Here is a 20930-nt window from a genome sequence, read left to right as displayed (position 1 = left end):
TCCTCCGATACGCCGTACTGACCGATACACTGTATCGCCCGATGCGATGTATCGTTAGCGGCATGTTGGTATGGGAGAGGCCGGAGCCACCGAACCGACCCGTCCCGGCTCCGCTGAACCGAGAGCGGATCGTGCGAGCGGCCATCCAGTTGGCCGACGCGGACGGCCTGGATGCGGTGTCGCTACGCAAGGTCGCCACCGCGCTGGGCGTCGGGCCGATGCGGCTGTACAGCTACATCGCCGGCAAGGAGGAGTTGCTCGACCTGATGGTCGACGCGGCCTATGCCGAGATCCGGCCGGTCGGAGACGACTGGCGGGAGGTGCTGCGGTCTCTTGCCGAAACCACCCGGCAGGCCGCTCACGAGCACGAATGGCTCGCTGATCTGCTCGGTGGACGACCGCAGCTCGGGCCGCACGCGCTGGCCAGGGGGGAGGCCGTCGTGGCCGCGCTGGACGGCATCGACGTGGACGACATCATGCCGGTGGTCACCGCGGTCGACGCGTACGTGATCGGCGCGGTGCGTCGGGAGATCGCCGAGCGGCGTGCCGAGCGGGCCACCGGGATGGACGAGAAGCGTTGGCAGGCCTCACTCGGGCCCTATCTGGAGCGGACCTTCGCCACCGGCCGATTCCCCGCGCTGGCCACGGTGGTGCACGATGCCGCCCACCTGGACGCCGACCACACCTTCCGGATCGGCCTCGACTTCCTGCTTGACGGCATCGAAGCCCGCATCTCGAGGTGACGCGCGGCCGAACGGCCGGACCCGTACCGCCCACGTACCAGGTCGGCGCTGACGCGTCGGGACGACGCAGGGATCCGCTGATCAGCTGAGATCAACATGTCTCGTGGTGTGAGGCGGCCACATCTCATCAGCTGTCGACCGACGCCCAGACCGTCAGCGGTACGGAAAACACGGCGGACACTGCGACACGGCGAGGCAGATGCGGTCCTCGCGTGGGGCCGAGCAGGGCCGGCCATCGGAGCACGGAGCGGCCCGTCGCACCAGGAACTTCGGTGCGGTGGCCCGCTCGGTGGTCTCAGCTCTGCTGCAGGGGAGTCAGGACGAACGCGAAGTCCGCCGACGCGAGTTCGAGCCGGTACTGAGGAAGGACACCGGGTCCCACAGCGGCGGTGCCGAGGCCCTGGACGGCATGGTCGGTGTGGAGGTGGATCACCGGGCCCGGGACGAGGTCGCTGTGGTGCCGTGCGGCGGCGAGGTGTTGGTCGGTCCAGCGGCGCGCGGCGAAATGGAACGGCTCTTCGCCCACGATGCGCAGTCCGTTCCCGGCTCCGTCGGTGAAGGTGGCCCAGCGGGTGTCCGCACGGTTGCCGTTTTCCTGGGGGCGCACGTACGGCGTCTGCAGCTCGTCCACGGTCGCGCGGAAACGTCCGACGCGAACCGCTTGGCGTGAGTCGGGGTAGGCCTCGCCCGGGCCCGTGCCGAACCACTCCACCTGGGGCCGGTCGGCGGGAATCTCCCAGTCGAGTCCGATGCGGGCCAGTGAGCGGGTCCCGTTCCTGCGGACCAGCTCCTGGTACTCCTCCGACGGGAGTGTCGGGTCCACCATGGGGTCGGGGAAGTCGTCGCCCCGTTCCGGCCAGTGGCCGACGGGTTCGGCATGCACCCGCAGTCGCAGGCTGTCGCCGTCGCTGTCCCAGCGGTAGGTGGTGAGGTAGCCGGAGCTGCCCGCGGCGGCGGCGGCGCTGCGGACGACGACGGTCATGCCGTGCGCGTCGGGCGTGACGGAGACGGTGCGGTACCGCAGCCGGTCCAGCCCGCGGTCCTTCCAGTAGGCGGCGTCGCGCTGGTGCCAGCCGCGGTCGTTGTCGGTGGGGGCGCGCCACAGGTTCAGCCGTGGTCCGCGGAGGGGGAGTTCGCCGAGGGAGAGCAGAGCTCCGGTGGTCCGGTCGAAGCGGCCGGGGCCGAGCAGGATGTGCTCGCCCTCGCTGCGGGCAGGGCCCGGCAGGCCGATCGGTGGGCGGCGGTCCGTCGCGGAGAGCTCGAGCTGTCCCCAGGCGACCACGTGACCTTCGGGGGCCCAGTCGGCGGGCTTGGCCAGCTCCGCCTGGACGGTGAGCCAGAGCTCGCCTGCGCCGTCGTCCTCGCCCGGCGGGTCCAGCCGGGGCAGCGGCAGCCGGCCGTGCTCCCCGGCCGCGAGCTCCGGTGTGGGCAGCACGCCGTGGTCCAGCTCGACCCCTTCGCGGGCCAGCGACCAGGTGAACCGCAGATGGGACAGGTCCAGCACCTCGTAGCGGTTCTCCACCGCGAGGGCGTCCGCCTCCGGGCCGGGGCCGATCCGGACGGGGGCGATCACCTTCGCGTACTCCAGGAGGCCGGGGGAGGGGGTACGGTCGGGGAGGACCAGGCCGTCGCAGATGAAGTTGCCGTCGTGCAGGTCCTCGCCGAAGTCGCCGCCGTAGCCGAAGAACTCGCGCCCCTGGGCGTCGCGGGTGCGCAGCCCCTGGTCCATCCACTCCCAGACGTAGCCACCCTGGACCCGCGGGTACTCGTCGCACAGCTGCAGGTACTCGGCGAGACCGCCGGGCCCGTTTCCCATGGCGTGCGCGAACTCGGTGAGCAGGAACGGCTTGCGGTTGCGCGGGTCGTCCGCCGGGTCGCCGGAGCCGGCGCGGGGCGGGTAGTTGACCTCGCCCGGCAGCAGCTCGCCCCGGCCGATCCGGGCGACGGCGGCGGGCGGCCGGTACATCTCGGCGTGGACGTCGGTGTAGTCGCCGAGCCGGTCGCCCTCGTAGTGGATCGGGCGGGACGGGTCGCGCCGTCGGACCCACTCGGACATGGCCCGAAGGTTGCGGCCGTCCCCGGCCTCGTTGCCGAGCGACCACAGGATCACGCTCGGGTGGTTCTTGTCCCGTTCCACGGTCCGCTCGATGCGGTCCAGGCAGGCGTCGTGCCAGCGAGGGTCGTCGGAGGGGTTGCGCTGCCAGCGTTCCGGGTCGGCGTGCTCGAAGCCGTGGGTCTCGAGGTCGCATTCGGCCATGACCCACAGGCCGAGCTCGTCGCACAGGTCGAGAAACGCGGGGTGCGGAGGGTAGTGCGCGGTGCGCACGGCGTTGATGTTGTGCTGTTTCATCAACTCCACGTCGCGGCGCATGGTTTCGAGCGAGAGCGTACGGCCGTGATCGGGGTCGAACTCGTGCCGGTTCACGCCGCGCAGCACCACCCGGCGGCCGTTGACCCGGAGCACCCCGGCCTCGTCGACGGCCACGCTGCGGAACCCGACCCGGATCCGGACCCGCTCGCTGCCGGTGGACAGGTACGCCTCGTAGAGCTGCGGATCCTCAGCGCTCCAGGGCCGTACCGCCGCGAAGGCGAACTCGGCTTCAGCCGGCTGGTCTTGGATGCCGAGGGCCGGGATGTCGATGCGCACCGGCGCGTCCGCGTCGGCCTCCACCCGGAGCCGGCCCGCGCCGGTGTCCGCGTCGTAGTCGGCGTGCACGAAGACGTCGCGGATGCCGCCCGCGGGGCGGGCCAGCAGGGACACGTCGCGGAAGATGCCCGACAGGCGCCAGGTGTCCTGGTCCTCGAGGTAGGTGCCCGCGGAGAACTGGTGCACCCGGACCGCCAGCACGTTGCGGCCGGGCCGCAGCAACTCGGTCACGTCGAACTCGACCGGCAGGCGGCTGCCGTAGTTGACGCCCAGCTCGCGGCCGTTGAGCCAGACCCGGGCGCAGGAGTCCACGCCCTCGAAGCGCAGCACGGCAGGCGTGCCCGCCCAGGTGGTGGGCAGGTCGAAGATCCGGCGGTAGTCCCCGGTCTCGTTCTCGTCCGGGACGAAGGGCGGGTCGACCGGTATCGGGTAAGCGATGTTGACGTAGATGGGCCGGCCGTAGCCGTGCAGCTGCCAGTGCGAGGGGACGCGAAGGGCGTCCCAGGAGCCGTCGTCGAAGTCCGGGGCCTCGAATCCGTCCGGTTCCGGGCGCAGGGCAGGCGAGAACCGGAACGCCCAGTCCCCGTTGAGGTCGATTCTGGGCGCGTCGGAGTCCAGGGCCGCGCGAGGCACTGCCCTGCCGTGGCCGGGTGCGAAGTCCTCGAAATAGCGTGCGGACATGGGGAATCCTCCGGCGGTCGTAGGTGACTCGCGCGACCGTATTATCGAAGGTGTCTTCCTGGAAGGGCCGCGATCATACGGAGCTGTTCCAGGGGATGGGGCTGTGCTGCGCGGATGCTGCGCCGGGAGGCCCCAGTTCGCGTCGGCAGGGTTTGTCGACGGCCCGCCGCTCGGGGATGCCGACGGAGGCGTCGGCGGCGGTGTCGCGGACTTGGTTCACGTGCAGCCTTTTCAGGCGGGGGTGGGGCAATGCGCGCTTCGTGAGGTAGGCCGACGCCGGTCAGACCTGGGTGGGCAGGGGCCCGAGTTGTAGGAGATCGCGTCGGTGAATGCCTCAGGCAGGTCGAAGGGGTGGCCTGTGGCGTCGGCGTAGGCCAGGTGTGAGTAGCTCAGGCACAGGAGGTCCCGGTGGGATTGATCTCGCTGTGGTTCCTCTACTCCTGACGGGGCTCGGGCGTGCTGAGTTCGGGAGCGGTGTCCTTCTCTTCCGGTTCGGGCCAGGGGCCGAAGGGACCGTGTTCTCGGCGTCCTGAGCCTGGCGGGCCAAACCGTCCTGCACGAGCACGGCGAAGAAGATGGCGCCATGCCGTTGGGGTCGTAGACGCAGTCAATGCGTATCGTGACTGGCCGGGTGGTGAGAACTCGCGAACCGGTGGCCGCTGGGCGGCACGGTCACCGGTGAGCACGGCGGCGGGCAGCTGAAGAAGCGAGGCATGAGCAGCGAGATCGGACCCACGGTGGCCGAGCTGCAGCGCGCGGTGAAGGCCGCGCTCGACCCGGTGGGCATCTTCAATCCCGGCAAGGTCGTGGACGTCGCGGGGGAGGGCAGATGACCGTCACGCTGGACGACGAGGACACCGCCGAGTCCGGGCGCGCGGTCATGCCCGGCACTCCAGGCGCTGGTTCGGCTCACGCTGGAACAGCGCCTACGCAGTACGACGACGGTGACGGGCCCGGTGTCCCGGTCCGTGGCCGCAACGCCCAAGGCCGGGCCGACGCCTGCTGACTGCCCATCGCGAGGGGGGCACCCCGCATGGCCTGCGCCGTTCACACCGCACCCACATGGAGGACATCGACTCATGGCCGTCGAAGCAGCGTCTGTTCGATCCACTTTCCTCGGAACATCCTCGGTACACGTCACCGACGGTGTGTCCGGGATCCTCATCGACGGCTTCTTCACCAGGCCGTCGCTGCTGCGAGTCGCTCTTGGGCGGCCCATCGCACCCGACCTCGGACGCATCTCCGACGCCCTGTCCCGAGGCGGTATCGAGCATCTCGACGCACTGTTCGTGGCTCATTCCCACCTCGACCACGTCATGGACTCCCCGGAGATCGTCAAGCGCGTCGGCGGCGTCTTGTACGGATCGGAATCGACGGTGAACGTCGGCCGCGGAGCCGATCTGGGCGAACAGTCGATGACCCGTATCAGCGACGGTGACAAATACGCCTTCGGGGACTTCACGGTCCGGGTCTTCGAAGGGGCGCACAGCCCGGGCGACAGATTCCCCGGCACGATCGACGAGCCACTCGTTCCGCCGGCCAAGGCCAGCGCATACCGCACAGGCGGGTGCTACTCCTTCCTCTTCGAGCACCCGACCGGCACGATGCTGGTCCACCCGAGTGCCAACTTCGTCCCGAACAAGTTCGAGGGCCTGGACGTCGATCTGCTCTACCTCGGCATCGGTGCCCTGGGTGCACAATCCGCGCAGTTCCAGAACGACTACTGGCACCACACCGTCGAGGCCACCCGCCCCGACCTCATCATCCCCGTGCACTGGGACCACTTCGGACGGCCGCTCAACAAGAAGCTGCGTCCCATGCCGCGGGCCCTGGACAATTTCGCCAAGACCAAGGAACTGCTCGACCGCAAAAGCGCCGAGTCCGGTATCCCTGTGCGTTTTCAGAAGCCGTACGAGACGATCACCCCGTTCAGCTGACCGGAGTCCCGTACACCTGCGCCCGGTCGTCAGCCCTCTTCCTCGTCGTCCTCGGTGGCGCCTGGGTCAGAAGAGGGCGCAGGCCGGGCCGGGGCCGCTCGCCTTGATGTTGAACAGGTAGCGGCCCAGGAAGTTGATCTGCCGGTCCTTGATCGGAGACAGGCGAGCCACGTCCTCCTCCCGGATCTCGTGCCCTCTGTGCAGAGCCGGGGGCGGTGGCCACGTCACCGCGCGGTTGAACAGTCTTGTTTGGTCTTCGCACGGACCGTTGAGCGGGCCCGCTTGCCCGGACCGCAGAAGTACCGATCCAACGCTGCCGGCGTGAGCTGCCACGGCACGATGTCGTAGTACACGCACACCCACTCGTCGTCGCAACGCCGACAGGCTCTCGAAGGTGCCGAAGGTGAGCAGGAGCGCCTGTATCTGCTGAACGCCGTCGGTGCTGCGAGTGATCAGCGTCGGCGTGCCGAAGTCCTGATGTTCCCGGCTGGAGAACGTAGCGATCTTGTCGTAGACGTCTGACCGCAGGTCGTGCGCAGCGTTTGTGGCTGCGCACGTTCCAGCATAGGACGAGATCACCGCTCCAGCAGTTGGACGATACTGACGACCACCATCCACCCGCCGGCCGTCCAGATGTGCCCGACGTCCGTGCGCAGTAGGCCGTTGTCGATCAGATCCGCATTGATCGTCGGCAGATAGAAGGTGGCGGTGACGCTGACCAACTGGAAGACGGTCACACCAGCGAACCACCTTCGATGCTTGGCAAGCTGAGCACGGACCAGACGCATCGGCCAACCTTGCGTAGGAGGTGCTCAGGCGATGACGAAGCTGGGGTGCAACAGTCCGGCGGGGTCGTACTTACGGGCAAGCTGCAGCAATCGGTCACGACGCTCGCCGTCGAACAGTTCCGCGGCGGCGCGTTGGTCGGGTCGTCCGAGAGTGAAGTTCGGCGAGCTGCCTACGGCGGTCCCGGACCAGCTGGCCAACAGTTCATCCTGCAGCGCCCGCGCACTTGCCGCGTTCGACTTGGTTGTGGGGGATACCACACCCACCGCACACAGCAGGTACATCGCCTCGCGGTGGCTGACTGCGTTCGGCACCCTCGGCGGAGTGGACAGCGCCCCACCGAGATGACGAACCGAAATGATGGAGCGAACCGACCGGCCTGGCGCCGACACGGCGATGGCGTCGCGGAGGCGTTCCTCGTCGATCGCCCGCAACAAGACGTTGTCGGCGACATACGCATGCGGCTGATCCGGTTCGCTGAAGACGGTGTCGGACCGCCGGTACGGGATCTCCTGCAAACCGTCGTACGCAGGTTTCAACGCCCGCAACGGCGCCACCAATTCGTCTGCCTCCGCAGCCGAACCCAGGTAGGCGATCTGGACATGGGCCATGTGTCGCTCGGAAACTTCAAGCGTGGTCATCGCCGAGGTCATCTCCGAGGGCATGGTCGCCGTCCAATGCAACCAGGTTGAGACCACCTCCGGCGTCTCGCCCAGGTCGAACATCAGACCGCCCCCGACCAGCCTGGCGACCGGCATCAAAGCCATCTCCAGCGCGGTCACGATGCCGAAGCTCCCGCCACCGCCGCGGAGCGCCCAGAACAGGTCGGGCTCCTCGTGTTCCGAAACCGTCAGCAGGGAGCCGTCGACGGTGACCAGCTCCAAGCGCGTGACATGGTCCGCGGCGAAGCCGTAGCGACGAGCCATCAGCCCGATGCCGCCGCCGAGCGTGTAGGAGACAGCGCCGACACCGGGCATGCTCCCGGACAGCGGTGCCAGATCGTAGCGCGCGGCGGCCTCGATCACATCGCGCCACCGCGCTCCAGCGCCCACCCATGCGGTGCCGGCACCGGGGTCGACATAGACGCTGTCCATCCTTCGCGTCGACACCAATACACCTTTACCGGCGAGCGGGTTGGCGAGTCCATGTCCCGTGGCCTGGACCGCGATCGGCATACATGACTTCGCGGCGTGCCGGACGGCCGCCACGACGTCGCCGGCGGCCCGTGCCGCCACCACGTGGGCCGGCTGATGTTGCTCCCGCAACTGGAAGCCGGCACGGTGCTCGTCGTACTCGGCAGACCCTGGGTGGTACGCCACCGGTGATTCGGCGTCGGTCGTGTTGGCACTCATCGCGAGCACCTTTCTGGATCGGGGGGTGCGTGCGCGCACCCACGGCGAACAGGCAGCTCGTAGGTACGCATCCACCAGCCTGACCGGGATATGCGCCGCATCGTGTCGCAATTCCTGAAACGATCGGTGTGTGACCCCAGATCGCTTCTTCACCCTGATGCTGCTCCTCGCATCGAGGGATGCCGTGACCACACAGGAACTTGCCTCGGCGCTCGGGGTATCCCTTCGAACCATCAACCGGGACCTGAACTGGCTCCGCGACGCCGGTCTGCCGGTGACCGCGCAACGGGGCCGCCTCGGAGGCGTAACCATGCTTCCCGGGTCCGGGCTCGACCTCACGCGACTCACGCCGGGCGAGCGTGATCATCTGTCGCTCACCGGGCTGGATGAGAAGCAACGTGCGGAGCTCAACGCATCGGCCGAAAGTCAGCGCGCGCTCTCCAAGATCGTCGCTACACGGTCACGTCGAGCTCATGAGCTCCTGCCGCTCACCGACGTGGTGCACGTGGACAGCCGTCCCTGGCTCCAGGCACATACTTCCGGCACGACTCCGGCTTCGCTGATCGGCCCAGTGCGGCACGGTCGCCGGCTACGGATCGAGTACGACAGCCCACGCGAGTCATGCCCACGCGACCTGGTCGTGGATCCCTACGGGCTGTTCGCCAAGGCCGGCATCTGGTACCTCGTCGCCGACTGTGCCCAAGTGCCACGGATGTACCGACTCGAACGGATCGCGGCGTGGAAAGAAGTCGACCAGCCACGACGGATCCGCGAGAACCAGACCCTGGCCACCGTCGCTGCGGCGCTCGTTGATCAGTGGGAACACAGCCACGCGATAGAGGTCAGCGCCACCATCGACCAGACCCAGATCGAGCGAGCGCAACGGATCTTTGGCCAACGACTCGTCCGGGACGACCATGAAGAATCCGCCACCGGCCACAAGGTGACGATCCACTTCCTGCATCTGGAGGACGTGCGAGCACTACTGCCGTTCGGAAGCGCCATCATTGTGCACGACCCCACCGAAGCAAGGGCTCACCTCCGCGACCTCGCCACCAACCTTGCCCACCACTATGCGCCGTCACCAACGTCCTGACCCGCAACAGCTAGGTCTCAAGGCGGCGTGGAAAGCGTGGAAGAACCACCGCGACGGTGAAGACGCGGACGAGGAATTGGCGAAGGAGGGCGGCCCCAGCTCGTTGGAGGTCGCCGTGGTCACCTTCGCCAAGGCGGTGACGACATCGGTGTCTACGTCTCTGCGTTCGCCACCGCAGGCGTCGGCGGGATGAGCGTGTATGCCGTGGTCTTTCTGACCCTGGCTGCGGTGTGGTGCTTCGCGGGAAGGTTCTTCGCCACCCGTCCGGTCGTCGCCAAGGCTCTCAGCCGCTGGGGCCACATGCTGCTGCCGGGTGCTGATCTCGATCGGTCTGCTCATCCTGATCGAGGGCGGGGCCTTCCGGGGGGGTAGGCGGGCCCGTTCCCTCCGGCGTGTAGTTCAGCGCCCGGGTCAGTTCACGGTTGGCGGCGCGTGCAGCGTCCAGTTCCTCGGTTCGTTCGTCCAACTGTCCTTGCACATCGGCGAGTTGTTGTTCCAGTTCGTGATGCGGCGCTGAAGCTGGTCGAGGTCGGCCGGGGCACCGAGGCCGGATTCGGTCCAGACCGTCCTGCCCGGCTCCTCGGACAGCCGCTCTTCCAACTGCCGGACGCGTGCCGTCAGCCGGGTGGGTCGCCGTCGGGCGGCGGCCGAGCTCCTGGGGGAGGAAGCGCGCTCTTCCGTACAACGCCAGTCGGTCAGCTGGTCACTGGGTCAAGAGACCACCTGGCCCGCCGACCGTGTACCAGGCCGGTTCCGCGTGCCCGGCGCCGCTTCACGGTGCACGGGGTGGGCGGGAGCTCTTCCAACCGGCCTCGACCGCTCAAGGCTGCTTCTCGACGTCGTTCACCGAGGTCGGCCCCAACTGCTTGGCGCTGGCGTACTCCGGCATTGTCATGGGCTTGTCGAACAGGAAGAACGACTGGTTCGTGCCGACCGTGAACTCCATGTACGCGTTCGTCGTGGCGTCGAATCCGTAGTAGGCGTTGCAGGTGGAACCCGATGTGTACGTGCCGTCCATGCCGGGCTGTGCGAGGACCGCGATGCCGTGGGAGGAGGACTCCGCCTTCTCCGTCGGAGTGAGCATCTTGCAGCGCGGCACCGGCAGGCCCTTCATGATGAAGTACCCGTACTCGCCGTTGGCGTTCTGGATGTAGACGTACGAGAGTTTGCCCCGCTTCCCCCACGTCTTGATCCACTGGTTGATCGCTTCGCGGGTCGGCGAGTACTCCATGCGGCCCGCCGGCTGCTGAGCCACGAGGTAGTCGTAGTTCTCCTGCTTGGCCTTGTTCTCCTTGTCCTGGCTGGAGTCGGTGCAGGACGTCAGGGCAAGGCCCGCGACGAGCGCGACGACGGTGGTCAGGGCCGTGCGTGCGAACTTCTTCATGCGGTGCTGCCCTCTTCCCGGGATGAGGTGGGGATCAGTTGGTGCACGTCGTGCGCTCGGCGGTGGCATCCAGCCGGTACGGCAGATCCTTGTCATGGAAGGGCACGCGGTGCTCCTGGGCGGCCTTGGAGTTGTAGGCGTTGACCGACTCGATCCGCGAGGCCTTCAGCGCGGTGATCGACTGGTCGATCTGCGTCGTGCGAGCCTCCGAGGCGGTCTTCCGCTCCTCCCGGAGCGCCCGGATCGTCCCTTCGGCGTTCTGCACGGCCTCGCACAGATCGAAGAACTCCTCGTACGTGGTCTGACGGAACTCGCCCGAGCCGACGGTGTTCTCGCGCTTGTCCGCCTCACCGCGGAACGGCGCGGTGATCCACGCCGCGCCGCCGAAGGCGAACACCCCGATCACGTACAACACCGCAAGGCCGATGACCCCGCCGACTGCCCAAGCCCCTAACCGGGCGCCCTCGCGTGCCTGCCCCATGGCAATCCCTCCTCGATGTGGGTGTGAGAACTAGTGCTCCGCCGGGGAGAGCCGCAGCTTTGCGGTGTCTCCCACGATGGCGAGAACGCTGATCGACAGCTCGTTGACGGTGGAGGGCCCGCCCTGGTCGGGTCGCTGCCCGAGGAGGTTGGAGGTGAATCCGCTTGCGTCGACCGAGGTCAGGTCCACGCCCTGGGTACCGACGGCACTCACCGTGAAGGGTCCCGCCCGCAGGCCGGCGGCGCGCGGGATCTCGGTGCCCTTCGTCACGACGACCGTGCAACTGCCGTCTGCACAGGCCCGCAGCTCGGCCGGCGTCGACGGCTTCATCGGCTTGACCGCGGTCCGCGACGGCGTCGAGGAGGGCTTCGTGGGCGTCGGCGTCGGCGTGGGCGAGGCGGGCGAAGGTTCGGCCGAACGCGACGGTGTGGCTGGCGCGGGCGGCCCTGCCTCGCCGCCGGAGTCGGAGCCGCAGCCGGTCAACGTGACGGCGAGGGCCAGGAGGGCGCAGACAGTCCCCGCAGTCCCCGCCGCGCCGCCCACCGCAGACAGCCTGCCCGTACGGCGGCGGGCCGATGTTTCCGATGTGGTCATGGGGCCGTTCTACAGGCGGGTGCCCGGGAGGGGTCCCGCGCGCCCGTCACCCCGGTGTGCCGCTCTGTGCGACATCCTGGACTGCCAGCCCAACGATTTGATCGAGGTCAAGGTCGTACGCGCCAGCGCCGCGCCCGCCCTCGACGATCACCTCCAGCAACACCCTGATGCTCTTGCGGCCCCCGCTGGCCGGGTGCCCCTCAGCCTTGTGCGGCTGGCCGACACACTGATCACGGTGGCGCCGACGTCTTCCTCGCCACGTCGGAGGAACGGGACCGGATCCGCGATCGGCATGCCGACTGGCTTTCCAGTCATCCCTCGGGGTCTCTGACCGGCTCGGATCGCCGCCCCGCTCAGAATCGTCTCTACAGCAAGTACCGGGTTGAGCGGCTCCACGAGCTCTTTGGTGGCGACGGCCATGAGACGCGCGGGTACATCACCGTCCAGCAAGGCGCTCAGGTATTCGATGGCCTCCGCAGGCGAGAGCACAGGCAGCCTCTGGCGCAGCGTCCGTACAGCGTGCATGCGTCCGTGCGCAGCGGCGACTTCGCACAGCGCATCGTGTAGATCGTCTACTGCGGTGCGCACCGGCAGCCCACGTATCCGGGCTCGATAGTCGGCCTCCCACTCCCCGGTCACCGCGCAGACGACGCCGATCCGGTGCAGTCCGCCGTCGACACGGTCAACCAGGTACGGCCCGTTACCGGCCAGCATGAACTCCGGGTTCCGGGTGCGTACGAACTCCTCGGAGGTCCAGGAGACGATCCACACCAGCTCGTGCTTCTCGACGTCGACCACAGCCATCCGCATGGCGGCCGCACCCGCTGCCCGCCACTGCTGATAGTCGCGCTCCAGCTGGTCCCCGACAGCCTGAACGGCGGCCTCGCGCTCGATCACGCATGCAGCTTCCCGCACGCACGCCTCTCGCGACCAGCAAATTTCGCACGGCCCAGGGTCACGTACGAGGGCTCTGACGGACCTTCTTGGCCAGGATTACGGCAGCCATGGAACACGTGCTCTGCGCCAGTACGGTGACGGCAAGCGACTGGGCTTCCGTCTTCCTGTTCGATCTATCGCCTTTGTCGTGGGCCGTTAGCGTGTCCGCATGCCGTCTGTGAACCTGCGTCGTTCAGTCCGCGCGATCATCCTCGACGAGGACGACTGCATCCTTCTCTGCCGGTTCGCCATTCCACAGCCGGCGGGAACCGTGGTGTGGGCAGCCCCCGGCGGAGGAATCGAGCCGGGCGAGACACCATTGGCAGCCCTCCGCCGTGAACTGCTTGAAGAGGTTGGTCTTGTCGTCAGGACCGATCCGCCGCATGTCTGGCACCAGGAAGTCGTGGCGCCTGGTCACGCCGAAGGCTACGACGGGGTCATCAACGACTACTTCCTCGTACGCACTGTCAATTTCAGTCCGCGTGGGACTCTGACCGACGACCAGCTTGCCGCGGAGAACATCAGCGGTCTGAAGTGGTGGCACCCGAACGAGGTCGATGCCTATGCCGGTCCTGACCTGTTCTCCCCGCGCGACCTGGCAACTCCTTTGACGGCATTGATCACCTCTGGTGTTCCAGCCGGACCGGTGCGGCTCGGCCTATGAACAGACAGCCATGTCACGGTGCGAGCAGGACTCGCTTTCACAGGAGAGCGATCCCGGTAGGGCGGGACGGGATGGGAGGCACCCTCGGTGTCTGGCCCGATGCCACGGGGTGTGCCCCGGGGCCGCGACAGCGTCGGGTGACGCCGCCGCGGCCCCGGGGGACGGTCGGTCAGGAGTTGAACGGTGTGGATCCGTCGTCCGTGACGATGCGCCACAGGTGGTCGGCGGTGCCGTTGTCGTCCCACTGCAGGACCTGGGCCCCGGATGCGGTCGACATGTTCTGGATGCCCAGGACCAGGCCGCTGTTCTTGTTGACGATCTTGCAGTAGCCGCCGCCCGCGTCCACCACCGACCACAGGTGGTCGGAGGTGAGGCTGTCGCCCCACTGCAGTGCGATGGCGCCGGCCGTCTTGGAGGCGTCCTTGATGCCGAGGACCTGGCCGCTGTTGGTATTGAAGATCTTGTAGTAGCCGTTCTCGGCGGGGACGATCTTCCACTGGTGGTTGGCCGTGCCGTCGGCCGTCTGCTGTTGGGCGGCGCCACCGGCGTTGATCGCAGAGCCGGAGATGCCGAGCTCCAGGTTGCTGTTCCTGTTGATGATCTTCACGGCCGGAGTCTCCGGGTACCAGGACTCCAGCTCGGTGACGCCGACGAACTTGCCGGCCTGGGGGGTGAAGAGGACCCGGAACTGGGACGTCGTGATCGTCGGGAACGTCACCTCGTTGGCATTGTTCGCGACCGGCGTGGCGGGGCTCCTGGTCTGGTTCGGGACGTTCGCCCACGAGCCGTTGGTGAGGTACTGGACGGTGTAGCTCGCGGGGACGCGGATGTTCGCGCCGTCGTCGTAGCTGTAGAACTTCACCTCGTTGATCTTCCGTGGCGCGCCGAAGTCGACGCCGAGGTGGTCGGTGGCGTTCGGCGAGCCGGAGTTGGTCCACCGGTCGTCGGGAGTCCTGTCGTAGCGGATCCAGCCGTCGGTGGCCCGTAGCGGGGCGTCGAAGGTGGTGGGCTTGCAGGTCTGTCCGCTGTGGCAGTGCGGGCCGTTGGAGACGGTGTTGGTGTAGGAGGCGAAGGCCTTCGGGTACGGCTGGGAGATGGCTCGGCCGAGCCAGTCCTGCTCGGCGGTCAGCGGGTTGGCCGCCACGTTCATCAGCCGCGGGGGCTGCGCCGGGGTGACCGGGGCGGCCACGTTGACGGTGGTGTTGCCCAGCGTCGAGGACTGGTGGACGCGCTGGCCGTCCTGGAAGACCTGCAGGCCGCTGCCCTTGCCGTAGTGGGTGCCGTCCTTGTCCCAGCGGATCGAGTAGGTGTGCCCGTGGTACGGCAGGGACTCCACCGCGAACCAGTCCCAGCCGGACGGGACCAGCGGCTTCAGCACCAGCGTGTTGTTGGCCTGCGGCTTGATGCCCAGCAGACCGGTGAGCACCAGGTCGTTGAAGCTGGAGTGGTTGTAGTTCTCGCTGAAGTTGAGGCCGTCGTAGATCCAGTCGCCGGTGTCGCCGTTCGCGGCCTCGGCGATGTAGGGCTTGCCGTCCTTGTGCTGGAGGTCGGCGAACTGGGCCAGCATGGTGGCGTAGTCGGCCTTGGTGACGTAGCTCTGCGCCGGGTAGTCCTGGAGCAGGTTCGCCATGCCGGTGAGGACCTGGCTCGTCTGGAAGGGCCAGCTCGGGCCGTTCCAGTGGCAGCAGTTGGCGTCGTCGCGCTTCTGCTCGGCGGGTATCGCCTGGTAGTTGAAGTACGGGTTCGCCGTGATCCGGTCGAGCTCGGCGAAGCTCGTGCCCTTGGCGAACTTCAGCGTGTTCGCGCCGGCCTTCATCGGGACCTGCACGGTGACGGCCTGCGACTCCGAGAACTTCTGCCAGGCGCCGGTGGGTGCGTAGCTGACGGTGATCGGGCGGGCGGTGTCGTCGTTGACGACGAGCTGGTGGGTGGACGTGCCACTGGTGCCGTTGGCGTAGTAGACGGTCACCGGGTACGTGCCGGCGGCGGGCGCGTCCACGGTGAAGGTGACGTAGCTGTCGTCGAAGTCGATCTGCCCGATGTACTGGCCGTTCGAGGCCGTCGACGAGTTGAACAGGTTGGCGTGGTTGCGGGTGGCCTGCTCAGCCTCGAAGTCGTGCACCCGCTCCAGCGTCGTGGGTCCGAACGGCGCCTTGAACCGCTTGGCGTCGGTCAGGTACTTCCACGCCGACGAGTATTGCGCGTCCGGCAGGTTGAACGCCCAGGGGGCGTAGCCCATCAGCTCCCGCCAGGACGTCCTGGTCTGCTTCAGGGTGCCGTTGGTGCTGTCCGTGTTGTAGACCTGCATGAAGAACTTGCGCTGCGGGTCCCAGAGCGAGTTCTGCACGGCGCCCTTGAGCTGCGCGGCCTTCGCGTCGTAGTCGTTCGCGGTCGCCGTGTCCCCGGTCATGGTGGCGATCTTGCTGATCGACTGGGCGGCGGCGTACATGTACGCGTTGATCGTGGGCCGGTAACCGCGGCCGCCGCTGAACCAGTTGCTGCTGTGCATCGACGTCTCGGTGTACTCCGTGGCGTCGGACAGCGGGGACTGGTGGTACAGGTCGCTGGTCGACTGGGTGCCGTTCACCGTGATGTCGGCGTCGAAGTTGGAGTCCCACCGCTTGTACAGGGCGATGAGGTGGGGGAGAGCCGACTTGATCTGCGCGGCGTCACCGGTCGCGAGATAGCGCTGGTAGGCGGCGCTAGTGATCCACTCGCTGAAGTTCCGTGCGCCCGGGTTGCCCGCGCCGCGCAGCCAGAAGTCCAGGTAGTCACCCGCGTAGTCGCGGTTGTGCAGCCAGCGTCCGTCCAGCAGGTGATAGCCGGTCGCGTCCGGGAGCGCCGTGTACGGGTTGCCGGCGTAGCCGATCGGCACGTCGTACTCGGTCGACACGTACCCCGTGCCCGGCACGGTGTAGCGGAGCGCCCGCTTGTAGGTGCTCCACCGGTAGTAGTAGACGTCGTCGATGTCGTTGTCGGGGGTGTCCACGAACGGGATGTTGTCCTTGTACCACTGCCGCTCGTCGAGCTGGTTGGCGGCGAGGATCGCGTCCTTGTCGAGCGCCACCGCGTTGGGGTCGTCGGCCGCCTGGGCGGGGGCCGCGCCCGGGCCGGCGGTCAGGAGACTGAAGGACAACACAGAGGTGCAGAGGGCGGCCAGCGCGCGGCGCCTGGGTCTGAGAGGGTGACGCATTGAGGTGTCCTCCATTGGGCACTCATGCGGGATATCAAATTCGGGATCTCGAACGTTGTTCGCGATCCCGAGAAGCCGTAACGACCGAATCGGGGGCAGGCCAAGAGGTCTGGGGGATGCCGGCGCTTCCCGTTGAGGTGCCGGCATCCCGACAGGTCAGCTGGTCAGGCGGAACGTGGCGTCGGCGCGGGCTGTCGTGGTGGTGATGGGGTCGAGGCGGAGTTCGTAGGCGTAGTGGCGGATGTAGCGGTCGGGGAAGTTGTACGACTGGAAGGACGACCAGCTCGCGTCGGCGAGCCCGGCGACCTGACGGAAAGTGGCGTCCGCGGCGAACTGGGCGGAGCCGTCGTTGTAGGCGAGCTGGAAGTCGTAGTTGGAGTGGCGCAGGAAGTACCCGGGGTTGTTCACCGACTCGAAGGAGACGGTGCCGGTGCCGGCCAGGCCGGTTCGCATCCGGAACCGGGAGTCGTCGACGGGGCTGACGTTGGGGTCGATGCGCACGTCGAAGTTGGTTTGCCGGACGTAGCGGTCCTGGAAGTTGTACGACTGGAGCCGGTTGACCGGGGTGTTGGGCCAGCGGGCGAGCACGCGGCTCTCCTCGGCGGCCGTCAGGTTCATGATCCAGCCGTGGCGCTTCTTCGTGCCGCCCATGTTGTAGCTTCCCGACGCCTGCTTCTGGTAGGAGGCGGGGTTGGACGGGTCGGTCGTCAGGACCGGCATGTAGCCGCCACTGGTGGCGTACTGGTCGAGGTAGAGGGCCCACTTGTTGGTGCCGTTGAACTTCATCCACATCGGGCCCTCGACCATCGACCCGGTGAGGCCGATGCCGGAGAGGTTGCCGAGGTTGGTCCACGTCCCGAGGATCGAGTTGCTGCCTTCGAGGGTGATCTGACCGTCGCCGGAGGCCCGCACGTAGCGGTAGTTACCTACACCGGCCGGGACCTCGATGATCTGGGTGTCGATGATTTCCTGGGTGCCGGGGCGCTCGATGTAGGTCTGCGGGGTGCTGATGGTGCGGAAGTCGCTCGTGTGGGAGTAGTAGATGCGGTGCTTCGTAACGCCGTTGAGGGGCACGTTCGTCGCCCAGTACAGGATGTAGTCGTTGCTGGCCGGGTCCCAGATCGCCTCCGGCGCCCACGCGTTGCGTCCGTCGGGGATGGCGCCGGCGACGTTCAGCAGCCGCGGCTGCGACCAGGTGACCAGGTCCGTCGACTCCCACACCACCAGGTTGCGGCTGCCGTCGTTGATGGACTGACTCCACGTCTGCCCGCAGCTGATGCACAGGTCCGTCGCGATGATCCAGTACTTGCTGCCGTCGGGGGATCTCACGAACGCGGGGTCGCGCACGCCCTTCGTACCGACGGTGGAGCGCAGGACCATGCCGCCGCCGTTGAGGTCGTTCCAGTGCAGACCGTCCGGGCTGTGCGAGAGGTACATCTGCTGGTTGGTCGACCCCTCCCCGGTGAAATGCACCATCAGGTAGCCGGGGTCGGCGGCGGCGGCCGGTTGCGGTGTGGTCAGGGCTTGGGACGTGAAGAGGAGGCACGCGGCGAGAAATATCGCCGACAGCCGTGCGCGTAGCGCGGACATGTACGTCTCCTGTCGTTCTGTGAATGCGGCCCAACGAGTGGAGAGGCGGGGGGGGGAGTGGCGGGGCGGCCCGGTCTCGGTGAAGGCGGGGGCGGACCCGGCCCCGAGCGAGGGGAACGGCGAAGTCACGATTGCCGCCCGGGTGGGGCGGTCGTGGCACGGGACCATCGGTGCGGTTGGCCGTCCTTGTGTGTGGGGGTGTACTTGGCGGAGCGGGACGCTCTGTGGCTTTCGGGTGCCGGTGAGGTGGCCCTTCACCTGTGCCGCTTCGGCGTCCTGTTCTCGTGCGTCTTCTGTTTCTCTCTCTTGTTCAGGCCCAGGGGCCTTCGGAGTACGGCGATGCCCTGCGCAGCAGATTCCCGGTCCGACCCTGGGCGAGCTGTCCGAAAACCCGAACAGTGTTCGTAAGATCGAGCAGACGCTAAGTGTGGGAAGCGGTATGCGTCAATACCTCCGACATCGGCGGGTTGGAGGTCTGGAAAGGCGGTTGCGGTCGCCCGACGCACCCTGACGCAGGCACCGCCTCGGCGCGGCCTGTGCCACCGGGAGGTGATTCGGCGGTGGTTGACGCGCGCCGATCTGCCTTGCGGTCGCCAAGCAACCCGCCAGCGCCAGTAGCCTTCGGATCGAGGGGTGGCCTGTTACGCGACTGGTTCGACTTCCTTCGCCTCGGCGAGCGCCGGTAGCGCGAGGCGGCCGAGGGATGCTTGCACTCGTTTCTTCAGCGACGTTCTTGCAAGGAACCCCAGGCGATTAGGCCTGGGAGGAATCGCATCGTGTAGTGGCGACGCGGAGCGTCGCGGTGTCCGGGAAGTGGGGCGCGGAGCGCCCGTGGAGCTGTCCGGCAGAGCCGGGCAATGTCGAACGCACGGTCGATGGATCACTGGATGATGGAACGGGTGTGCGGAAGTCGGCTGTGTGTACGGAGGGGTGTGTAGGTTCGGGTGTCATGAAGCTGGTGGTGCAGGTCAAGCTGGTGCCGACGCCCGTACAGGCGGCGGCACTTGAGGCGACCCTGCACGCCTGCAACGAGGCCGCATCCTGGGCGTCCGAGGTCGCGTTCGCCAAGGATGTGAAGCGGAACTTCGCGCTGCGCGGGCATACCTACGCCGAGGTCAGGCAGCGGTGGGGTCTGGGGGCGAGGCCGCCCAGCACACCATCAAGAAAGACCTGTGACGCCTACGGGACGCTGGCGGCGAATCTGAAGGCCGGGAGCCTGGGCGAGCCGTGGTCGAAGCGGTACCGGCGGGCCGTGGGGAAGCCGGTCACGTTACGGCCCGAGGGCGCGCAGCTTTGCGGACGGACCAGCCGTTGGAGGAGCTCTGCTGGCGTTCGGCGGACAGTACCCAGTTGACGTACAGCTTGGCGGCGGTGGGGTTGGCGGCCTTCCTGAGGATCGCGGCTCGCTGGCCCCAGGCCATGAAGGGGTGCCTGTCGGCCACGGCGAAGCGCGTTGCGGCGGTCGGGGGCGCGGTCAGCGAGCCGGACCCGCCGACGCCGATTGCCTTCTGCTTGGCATTGACCGCGACAGCCGGGGTGTGCGAACCGCGGTTGACCTGCGGCTGCTGCGCGGCGAACTTCGCGACCCAGTCCCAGCCGTACGCCTCCTGGTAGAGGGAGAAGAGGTAGAGCGCCGCGTCGTCGTCGTGCGGGTAGGAGGAGGCGATGGCGCACTTCCAGCGCGGGTCGACCAGCTCGTACGGAGACTTGGGGGGCGTGTCCCGCGACGGCTTCGACGCCGTACATGTAGCTGAAGGCGGTCACCCGGACGGCCGACCAGGCGCCCTGCGGGTCGCGGAAGTCCTTGTAGAGCTTGGAGAAACCTGCGGGCTTGTACGGCAGCAGCTTGCCCTGGCTCTTCCAGCGGGTGAAGTCCGGGACCGTCTGGAGCTGGACGACGTCGGGGACCAGGGTGCCGGTCGCGAGCTGTTGTCGACGCGTACGTCGTGGTACTTGCTGTAGTCCACGGACCGTCGCCCAGCACCGCGGCTGCCTCCGCGCCCTTGTCCCGGGCGCCCACGGACCCGAGCTGGAGCCTGCTCCGGAAGAGGAACCGCCCGGTTCACCCTGGCCGACCTGGCACCGGTTCACCGACCGCACCCGGGCCCGGCGCGCTGCCGTCCACGCGCTGCTGGAGGCAGGGCACAGCCGCCGCTCGATCCAGCGTCAGCTCGGCATGACCTGGCGGACCGTCAAGCAGCTCGCCGACGCCGCGTTCCCGGAGGAACTGTTCACCGGCGAGTGGCAGAACCGGCCCTCGGTCCTTGATGACTACAAGCCCGACCTGGACGACCGGTGGAACGAGGGATTCACCAACGCCTGGGAGCTATGGGAGGAGATCGTGCCGCTCGGCTACAAGGGGAGCTACCAGCGCGTCCGTGCCTACGTGCACAAGAAGCGGACCTTGCCGCGGCCGGTGATCGCCCGGCCACCGTCGCCCCGGACCGTCTCCGGGCGGATCCTGAGACGCCCGGAGACCCTCACCGAGCCCGAACAGATCCAGCTCAAGACTCTCCGCACGTACTGTCCCGAACTCGACGCCCTCACCCGGCATGTCCGCTCCTTCGCGATCATGCTCACGCAGCGCCAAGGTGAACACCTGGCAGCCTGGCTCGACGCCGTCCGGCAGGACGACCTGCCCAGCCTCCACCCCCTTGCCGCCGGCATCGACCGCGATCTCGACGCCGTCACCGCCGGACTCACTCTGCCCTGGAACTCGGGCGCGGTCGAAGGGCATGTCAACCGGATCAAGATGCTCAAGCGCCAGATGTTTGGCCGAGCCGGCTTCGCGCTCCTACGCAAGCGAGTCCTGCTCGCCTGATGCTGTCCACCAGCTGCCCTCCCCA

At 67.8% G+C, this 20930-nt stretch carries 18 protein-coding genes and 2 pseudogenes; 7 read left to right on the top strand and 13 right to left on the bottom strand.

Going from position 1 to position 20930, the window contains the following annotated elements; genetic code table 11:
- Positions 1 to 62 precede the first annotated feature (62 nt).
- Positions 63 to 743, top strand: coding sequence for a TetR/AcrR family transcriptional regulator (locus AB5J49_RS00670; protein WP_369166475.1), 681 nt, complete (start codon positions 63 to 65; stop codon positions 741 to 743).
- A gap of 295 nt (positions 744 to 1038) precedes the next feature.
- Here AB5J49_RS00670 and AB5J49_RS00665 read toward each other — a convergent pair whose 3' ends face one another.
- Both AB5J49_RS00665 and AB5J49_RS00660 read right to left on the bottom strand, forming a co-directional pair.
- Positions 1039 to 4071: a glycoside hydrolase family 2 TIM barrel-domain containing protein gene (locus tag AB5J49_RS00665; protein WP_369166474.1), complete on the bottom strand. Its 3033-nt coding sequence runs from the start codon at positions 4069 to 4071 to the stop codon at positions 1039 to 1041.
- Positions 4072 to 4144: 73 nt separating this feature from the next.
- Positions 4145 to 4291, bottom strand: a complete 147-nt coding sequence (locus tag AB5J49_RS00660) for a hypothetical protein (RefSeq protein ID WP_369166473.1) — start codon at positions 4289 to 4291, stop codon at positions 4145 to 4147.
- A gap of 439 nt (positions 4292 to 4730) precedes the next feature.
- On the opposite strand from AB5J49_RS00660, the pseudogene AB5J49_RS00655 reads away from it, so the two are divergent.
- The 3 genes and pseudogenes from AB5J49_RS00655 to AB5J49_RS00645 all read left to right on the top strand — a co-directional run.
- A pseudogene (locus AB5J49_RS00655) lies at positions 4731 to 4904 on the top strand (FAD-binding oxidoreductase); the annotation flags it as partial.
- Positions 4901 to 5077 (top strand): hypothetical protein, encoded by a 177-nt coding sequence (locus tag AB5J49_RS00650; protein WP_369166472.1) that lies wholly within the window; start codon positions 4901 to 4903, stop codon positions 5075 to 5077. The pseudogene AB5J49_RS00655 and the gene AB5J49_RS00650, both read left to right, overlap by 4 nt.
- A 73-nt stretch (positions 5078 to 5150) precedes the next feature.
- On the top strand, positions 5151 to 6008 hold the full coding sequence (locus AB5J49_RS00645; RefSeq protein ID WP_369166471.1) for an MBL fold metallo-hydrolase: 858 nt from the start codon (positions 5151 to 5153) through the stop codon (positions 6006 to 6008).
- 66 nt (positions 6009 to 6074) lie between these two features.
- Here the strand turns inward: AB5J49_RS00645 and AB5J49_RS00640 are convergent, their stop codons facing one another.
- The 3 genes from AB5J49_RS00640 to AB5J49_RS00630 form a co-directional block, all read right to left on the bottom strand.
- The gene (locus AB5J49_RS00640) at positions 6075 to 6587 is read right to left on the bottom strand and encodes a hypothetical protein (protein ID WP_369166470.1); all 513 of its coding nucleotides are present in this window, start codon (positions 6585 to 6587) and stop codon (positions 6075 to 6077) included.
- Positions 6584 to 6745 (bottom strand): hypothetical protein, encoded by a 162-nt coding sequence (locus AB5J49_RS00635; protein WP_369166469.1) that lies wholly within the window; start codon positions 6743 to 6745, stop codon positions 6584 to 6586. The genes AB5J49_RS00640 and AB5J49_RS00635 overlap by 4 nt, the downstream gene beginning before the upstream one ends.
- Before the next feature lie 75 nt (positions 6746 to 6820).
- Positions 6821 to 8146 (bottom strand): FAD-binding oxidoreductase, encoded by a 1326-nt coding sequence (locus AB5J49_RS00630; protein ID WP_369166468.1) that lies wholly within the window; start codon positions 8144 to 8146, stop codon positions 6821 to 6823.
- A 130-nt stretch (positions 8147 to 8276) separates the two neighbouring features.
- On the opposite strand from AB5J49_RS00630, the gene AB5J49_RS00625 reads away from it, so the two are divergent.
- A complete protein-coding gene (locus tag AB5J49_RS00625) occupies positions 8277 to 9242 on the top strand; it encodes a helix-turn-helix transcriptional regulator (protein WP_369166467.1) in 966 nt (321 codons plus the stop codon).
- Positions 9243 to 9653: 411 nt separating this feature from the next.
- On the opposite strand, the gene AB5J49_RS00620 is transcribed toward AB5J49_RS00625, so the two are convergent.
- The 5 genes from AB5J49_RS00620 to AB5J49_RS00600 all read right to left on the bottom strand — a co-directional run bounded on the left by AB5J49_RS00620 (position 9654) and on the right by AB5J49_RS00600 (position 12598).
- Positions 9654 to 9842 (bottom strand): hypothetical protein, encoded by a 189-nt coding sequence (locus AB5J49_RS00620; protein WP_369166466.1) that lies wholly within the window; start codon positions 9840 to 9842, stop codon positions 9654 to 9656.
- A 220-nt stretch (positions 9843 to 10062) separates the two neighbouring features.
- Complete coding sequence (locus AB5J49_RS00615) at positions 10063 to 10626, bottom strand: hypothetical protein (protein ID WP_369166465.1); 564 nt, start codon at positions 10624 to 10626, stop codon at positions 10063 to 10065.
- Between the two features lie 34 nt (positions 10627 to 10660).
- Positions 10661 to 11107, bottom strand: a complete 447-nt coding sequence (locus AB5J49_RS00610) for a hypothetical protein (RefSeq protein ID WP_369166464.1) — start codon at positions 11105 to 11107, stop codon at positions 10661 to 10663.
- Between the two features lie 30 nt (positions 11108 to 11137).
- A complete protein-coding gene (locus AB5J49_RS00605) occupies positions 11138 to 11701 on the bottom strand; it encodes a hypothetical protein (protein ID WP_369166463.1) in 564 nt (187 codons plus the stop codon).
- Between the two features lie 147 nt (positions 11702 to 11848).
- Complete coding sequence (locus tag AB5J49_RS00600) at positions 11849 to 12598, bottom strand: YrhB domain-containing protein (RefSeq protein WP_369166462.1); 750 nt, start codon at positions 12596 to 12598, stop codon at positions 11849 to 11851.
- Positions 12599 to 12806: 208 nt separating this feature from the next.
- On the opposite strand from AB5J49_RS00600, the gene AB5J49_RS00595 reads away from it, so the two are divergent.
- Positions 12807 to 13301, top strand: a complete 495-nt coding sequence (locus AB5J49_RS00595) for an NUDIX hydrolase (protein WP_369166461.1) — start codon at positions 12807 to 12809, stop codon at positions 13299 to 13301.
- A 169-nt stretch (positions 13302 to 13470) separates the two neighbouring features.
- Here AB5J49_RS00595 and AB5J49_RS00590 read toward each other — a convergent pair whose 3' ends face one another.
- From AB5J49_RS00590 to AB5J49_RS00580, 3 genes and pseudogenes are all read right to left on the bottom strand, one after another.
- The gene (locus tag AB5J49_RS00590) at positions 13471 to 16440 is read right to left on the bottom strand and encodes an RICIN domain-containing protein (protein ID WP_369175002.1); all 2970 of its coding nucleotides are present in this window, start codon (positions 16438 to 16440) and stop codon (positions 13471 to 13473) included.
- Positions 16441 to 16650: 210 nt separating this feature from the next.
- Positions 16651 to 18084, bottom strand: coding sequence for a glycoside hydrolase family 43 protein (locus tag AB5J49_RS00585; RefSeq protein WP_369166460.1), 1434 nt, complete (start codon positions 18082 to 18084; stop codon positions 16651 to 16653).
- 1295 nt (positions 18085 to 19379) lie between these two features.
- Positions 19380 to 20051 (bottom strand): annotated as a pseudogene (locus tag AB5J49_RS00580) (ABC transporter substrate-binding protein); the annotation flags it as partial.
- A 209-nt stretch (positions 20052 to 20260) separates the two neighbouring features.
- On the opposite strand from AB5J49_RS00580, the gene AB5J49_RS00575 reads away from it, so the two are divergent.
- Entirely contained in the window at positions 20261 to 20905 is a 645-nt protein-coding gene (locus AB5J49_RS00575) for a transposase (RefSeq protein WP_369166459.1), read from the top strand.
- Positions 20906 to 20930 lie beyond the last annotated feature (25 nt).

Origin of the sequence: Streptomyces sp. R28 (assembly GCF_041052385.1) — a bacterium.
Lineage (GTDB): Bacteria > Actinomycetota > Actinomycetes > Streptomycetales > Streptomycetaceae > Streptomyces.
Note: the sequence above shows the minus strand (reverse complement) of the source record. Positions and strands in the feature narration are given on the sequence as shown.

Excerpts from the sequence above, each read along its gene's own strand:
- AB5J49_RS00670 (WP_369166475.1), top strand. The coding sequence starts at position 63 with ATGTTGGTATGGGAGAGGCCGGAGCCACCGAACCGACCCGTCCCGGCT.
- AB5J49_RS00665 (WP_369166474.1), bottom strand. The coding sequence starts at position 4,071 with ATGTCCGCACGCTATTTCGAGGACTTCGCACCCGGCCACGGCAGGGCA.
- AB5J49_RS00650 (WP_369166472.1), top strand. The coding sequence starts at position 4,901 with ATGACCGTCACGCTGGACGACGAGGACACCGCCGAGTCCGGGCGCGCG.
- AB5J49_RS00645 (WP_369166471.1), top strand. The coding sequence starts at position 5,151 with ATGGCCGTCGAAGCAGCGTCTGTTCGATCCACTTTCCTCGGAACATCC.
- AB5J49_RS00630 (WP_369166468.1), bottom strand. The coding sequence starts at position 8,146 with ATGAGTGCCAACACGACCGACGCCGAATCACCGGTGGCGTACCACCCA.
- AB5J49_RS00615 (WP_369166465.1), bottom strand. The coding sequence starts at position 10,626 with ATGAAGAAGTTCGCACGCACGGCCCTGACCACCGTCGTCGCGCTCGTC.
- AB5J49_RS00610 (WP_369166464.1), bottom strand. The coding sequence starts at position 11,107 with ATGGGGCAGGCACGCGAGGGCGCCCGGTTAGGGGCTTGGGCAGTCGGC.
- AB5J49_RS00605 (WP_369166463.1), bottom strand. The coding sequence starts at position 11,701 with ATGACCACATCGGAAACATCGGCCCGCCGCCGTACGGGCAGGCTGTCT.
- AB5J49_RS00595 (WP_369166461.1), top strand. The coding sequence starts at position 12,807 with ATGCCGTCTGTGAACCTGCGTCGTTCAGTCCGCGCGATCATCCTCGAC.
- AB5J49_RS00585 (WP_369166460.1), bottom strand. The coding sequence starts at position 18,084 with ATGTCCGCGCTACGCGCACGGCTGTCGGCGATATTTCTCGCCGCGTGC.
- AB5J49_RS00575 (WP_369166459.1), top strand. The coding sequence starts at position 20,261 with ATGACCTGGCGGACCGTCAAGCAGCTCGCCGACGCCGCGTTCCCGGAG.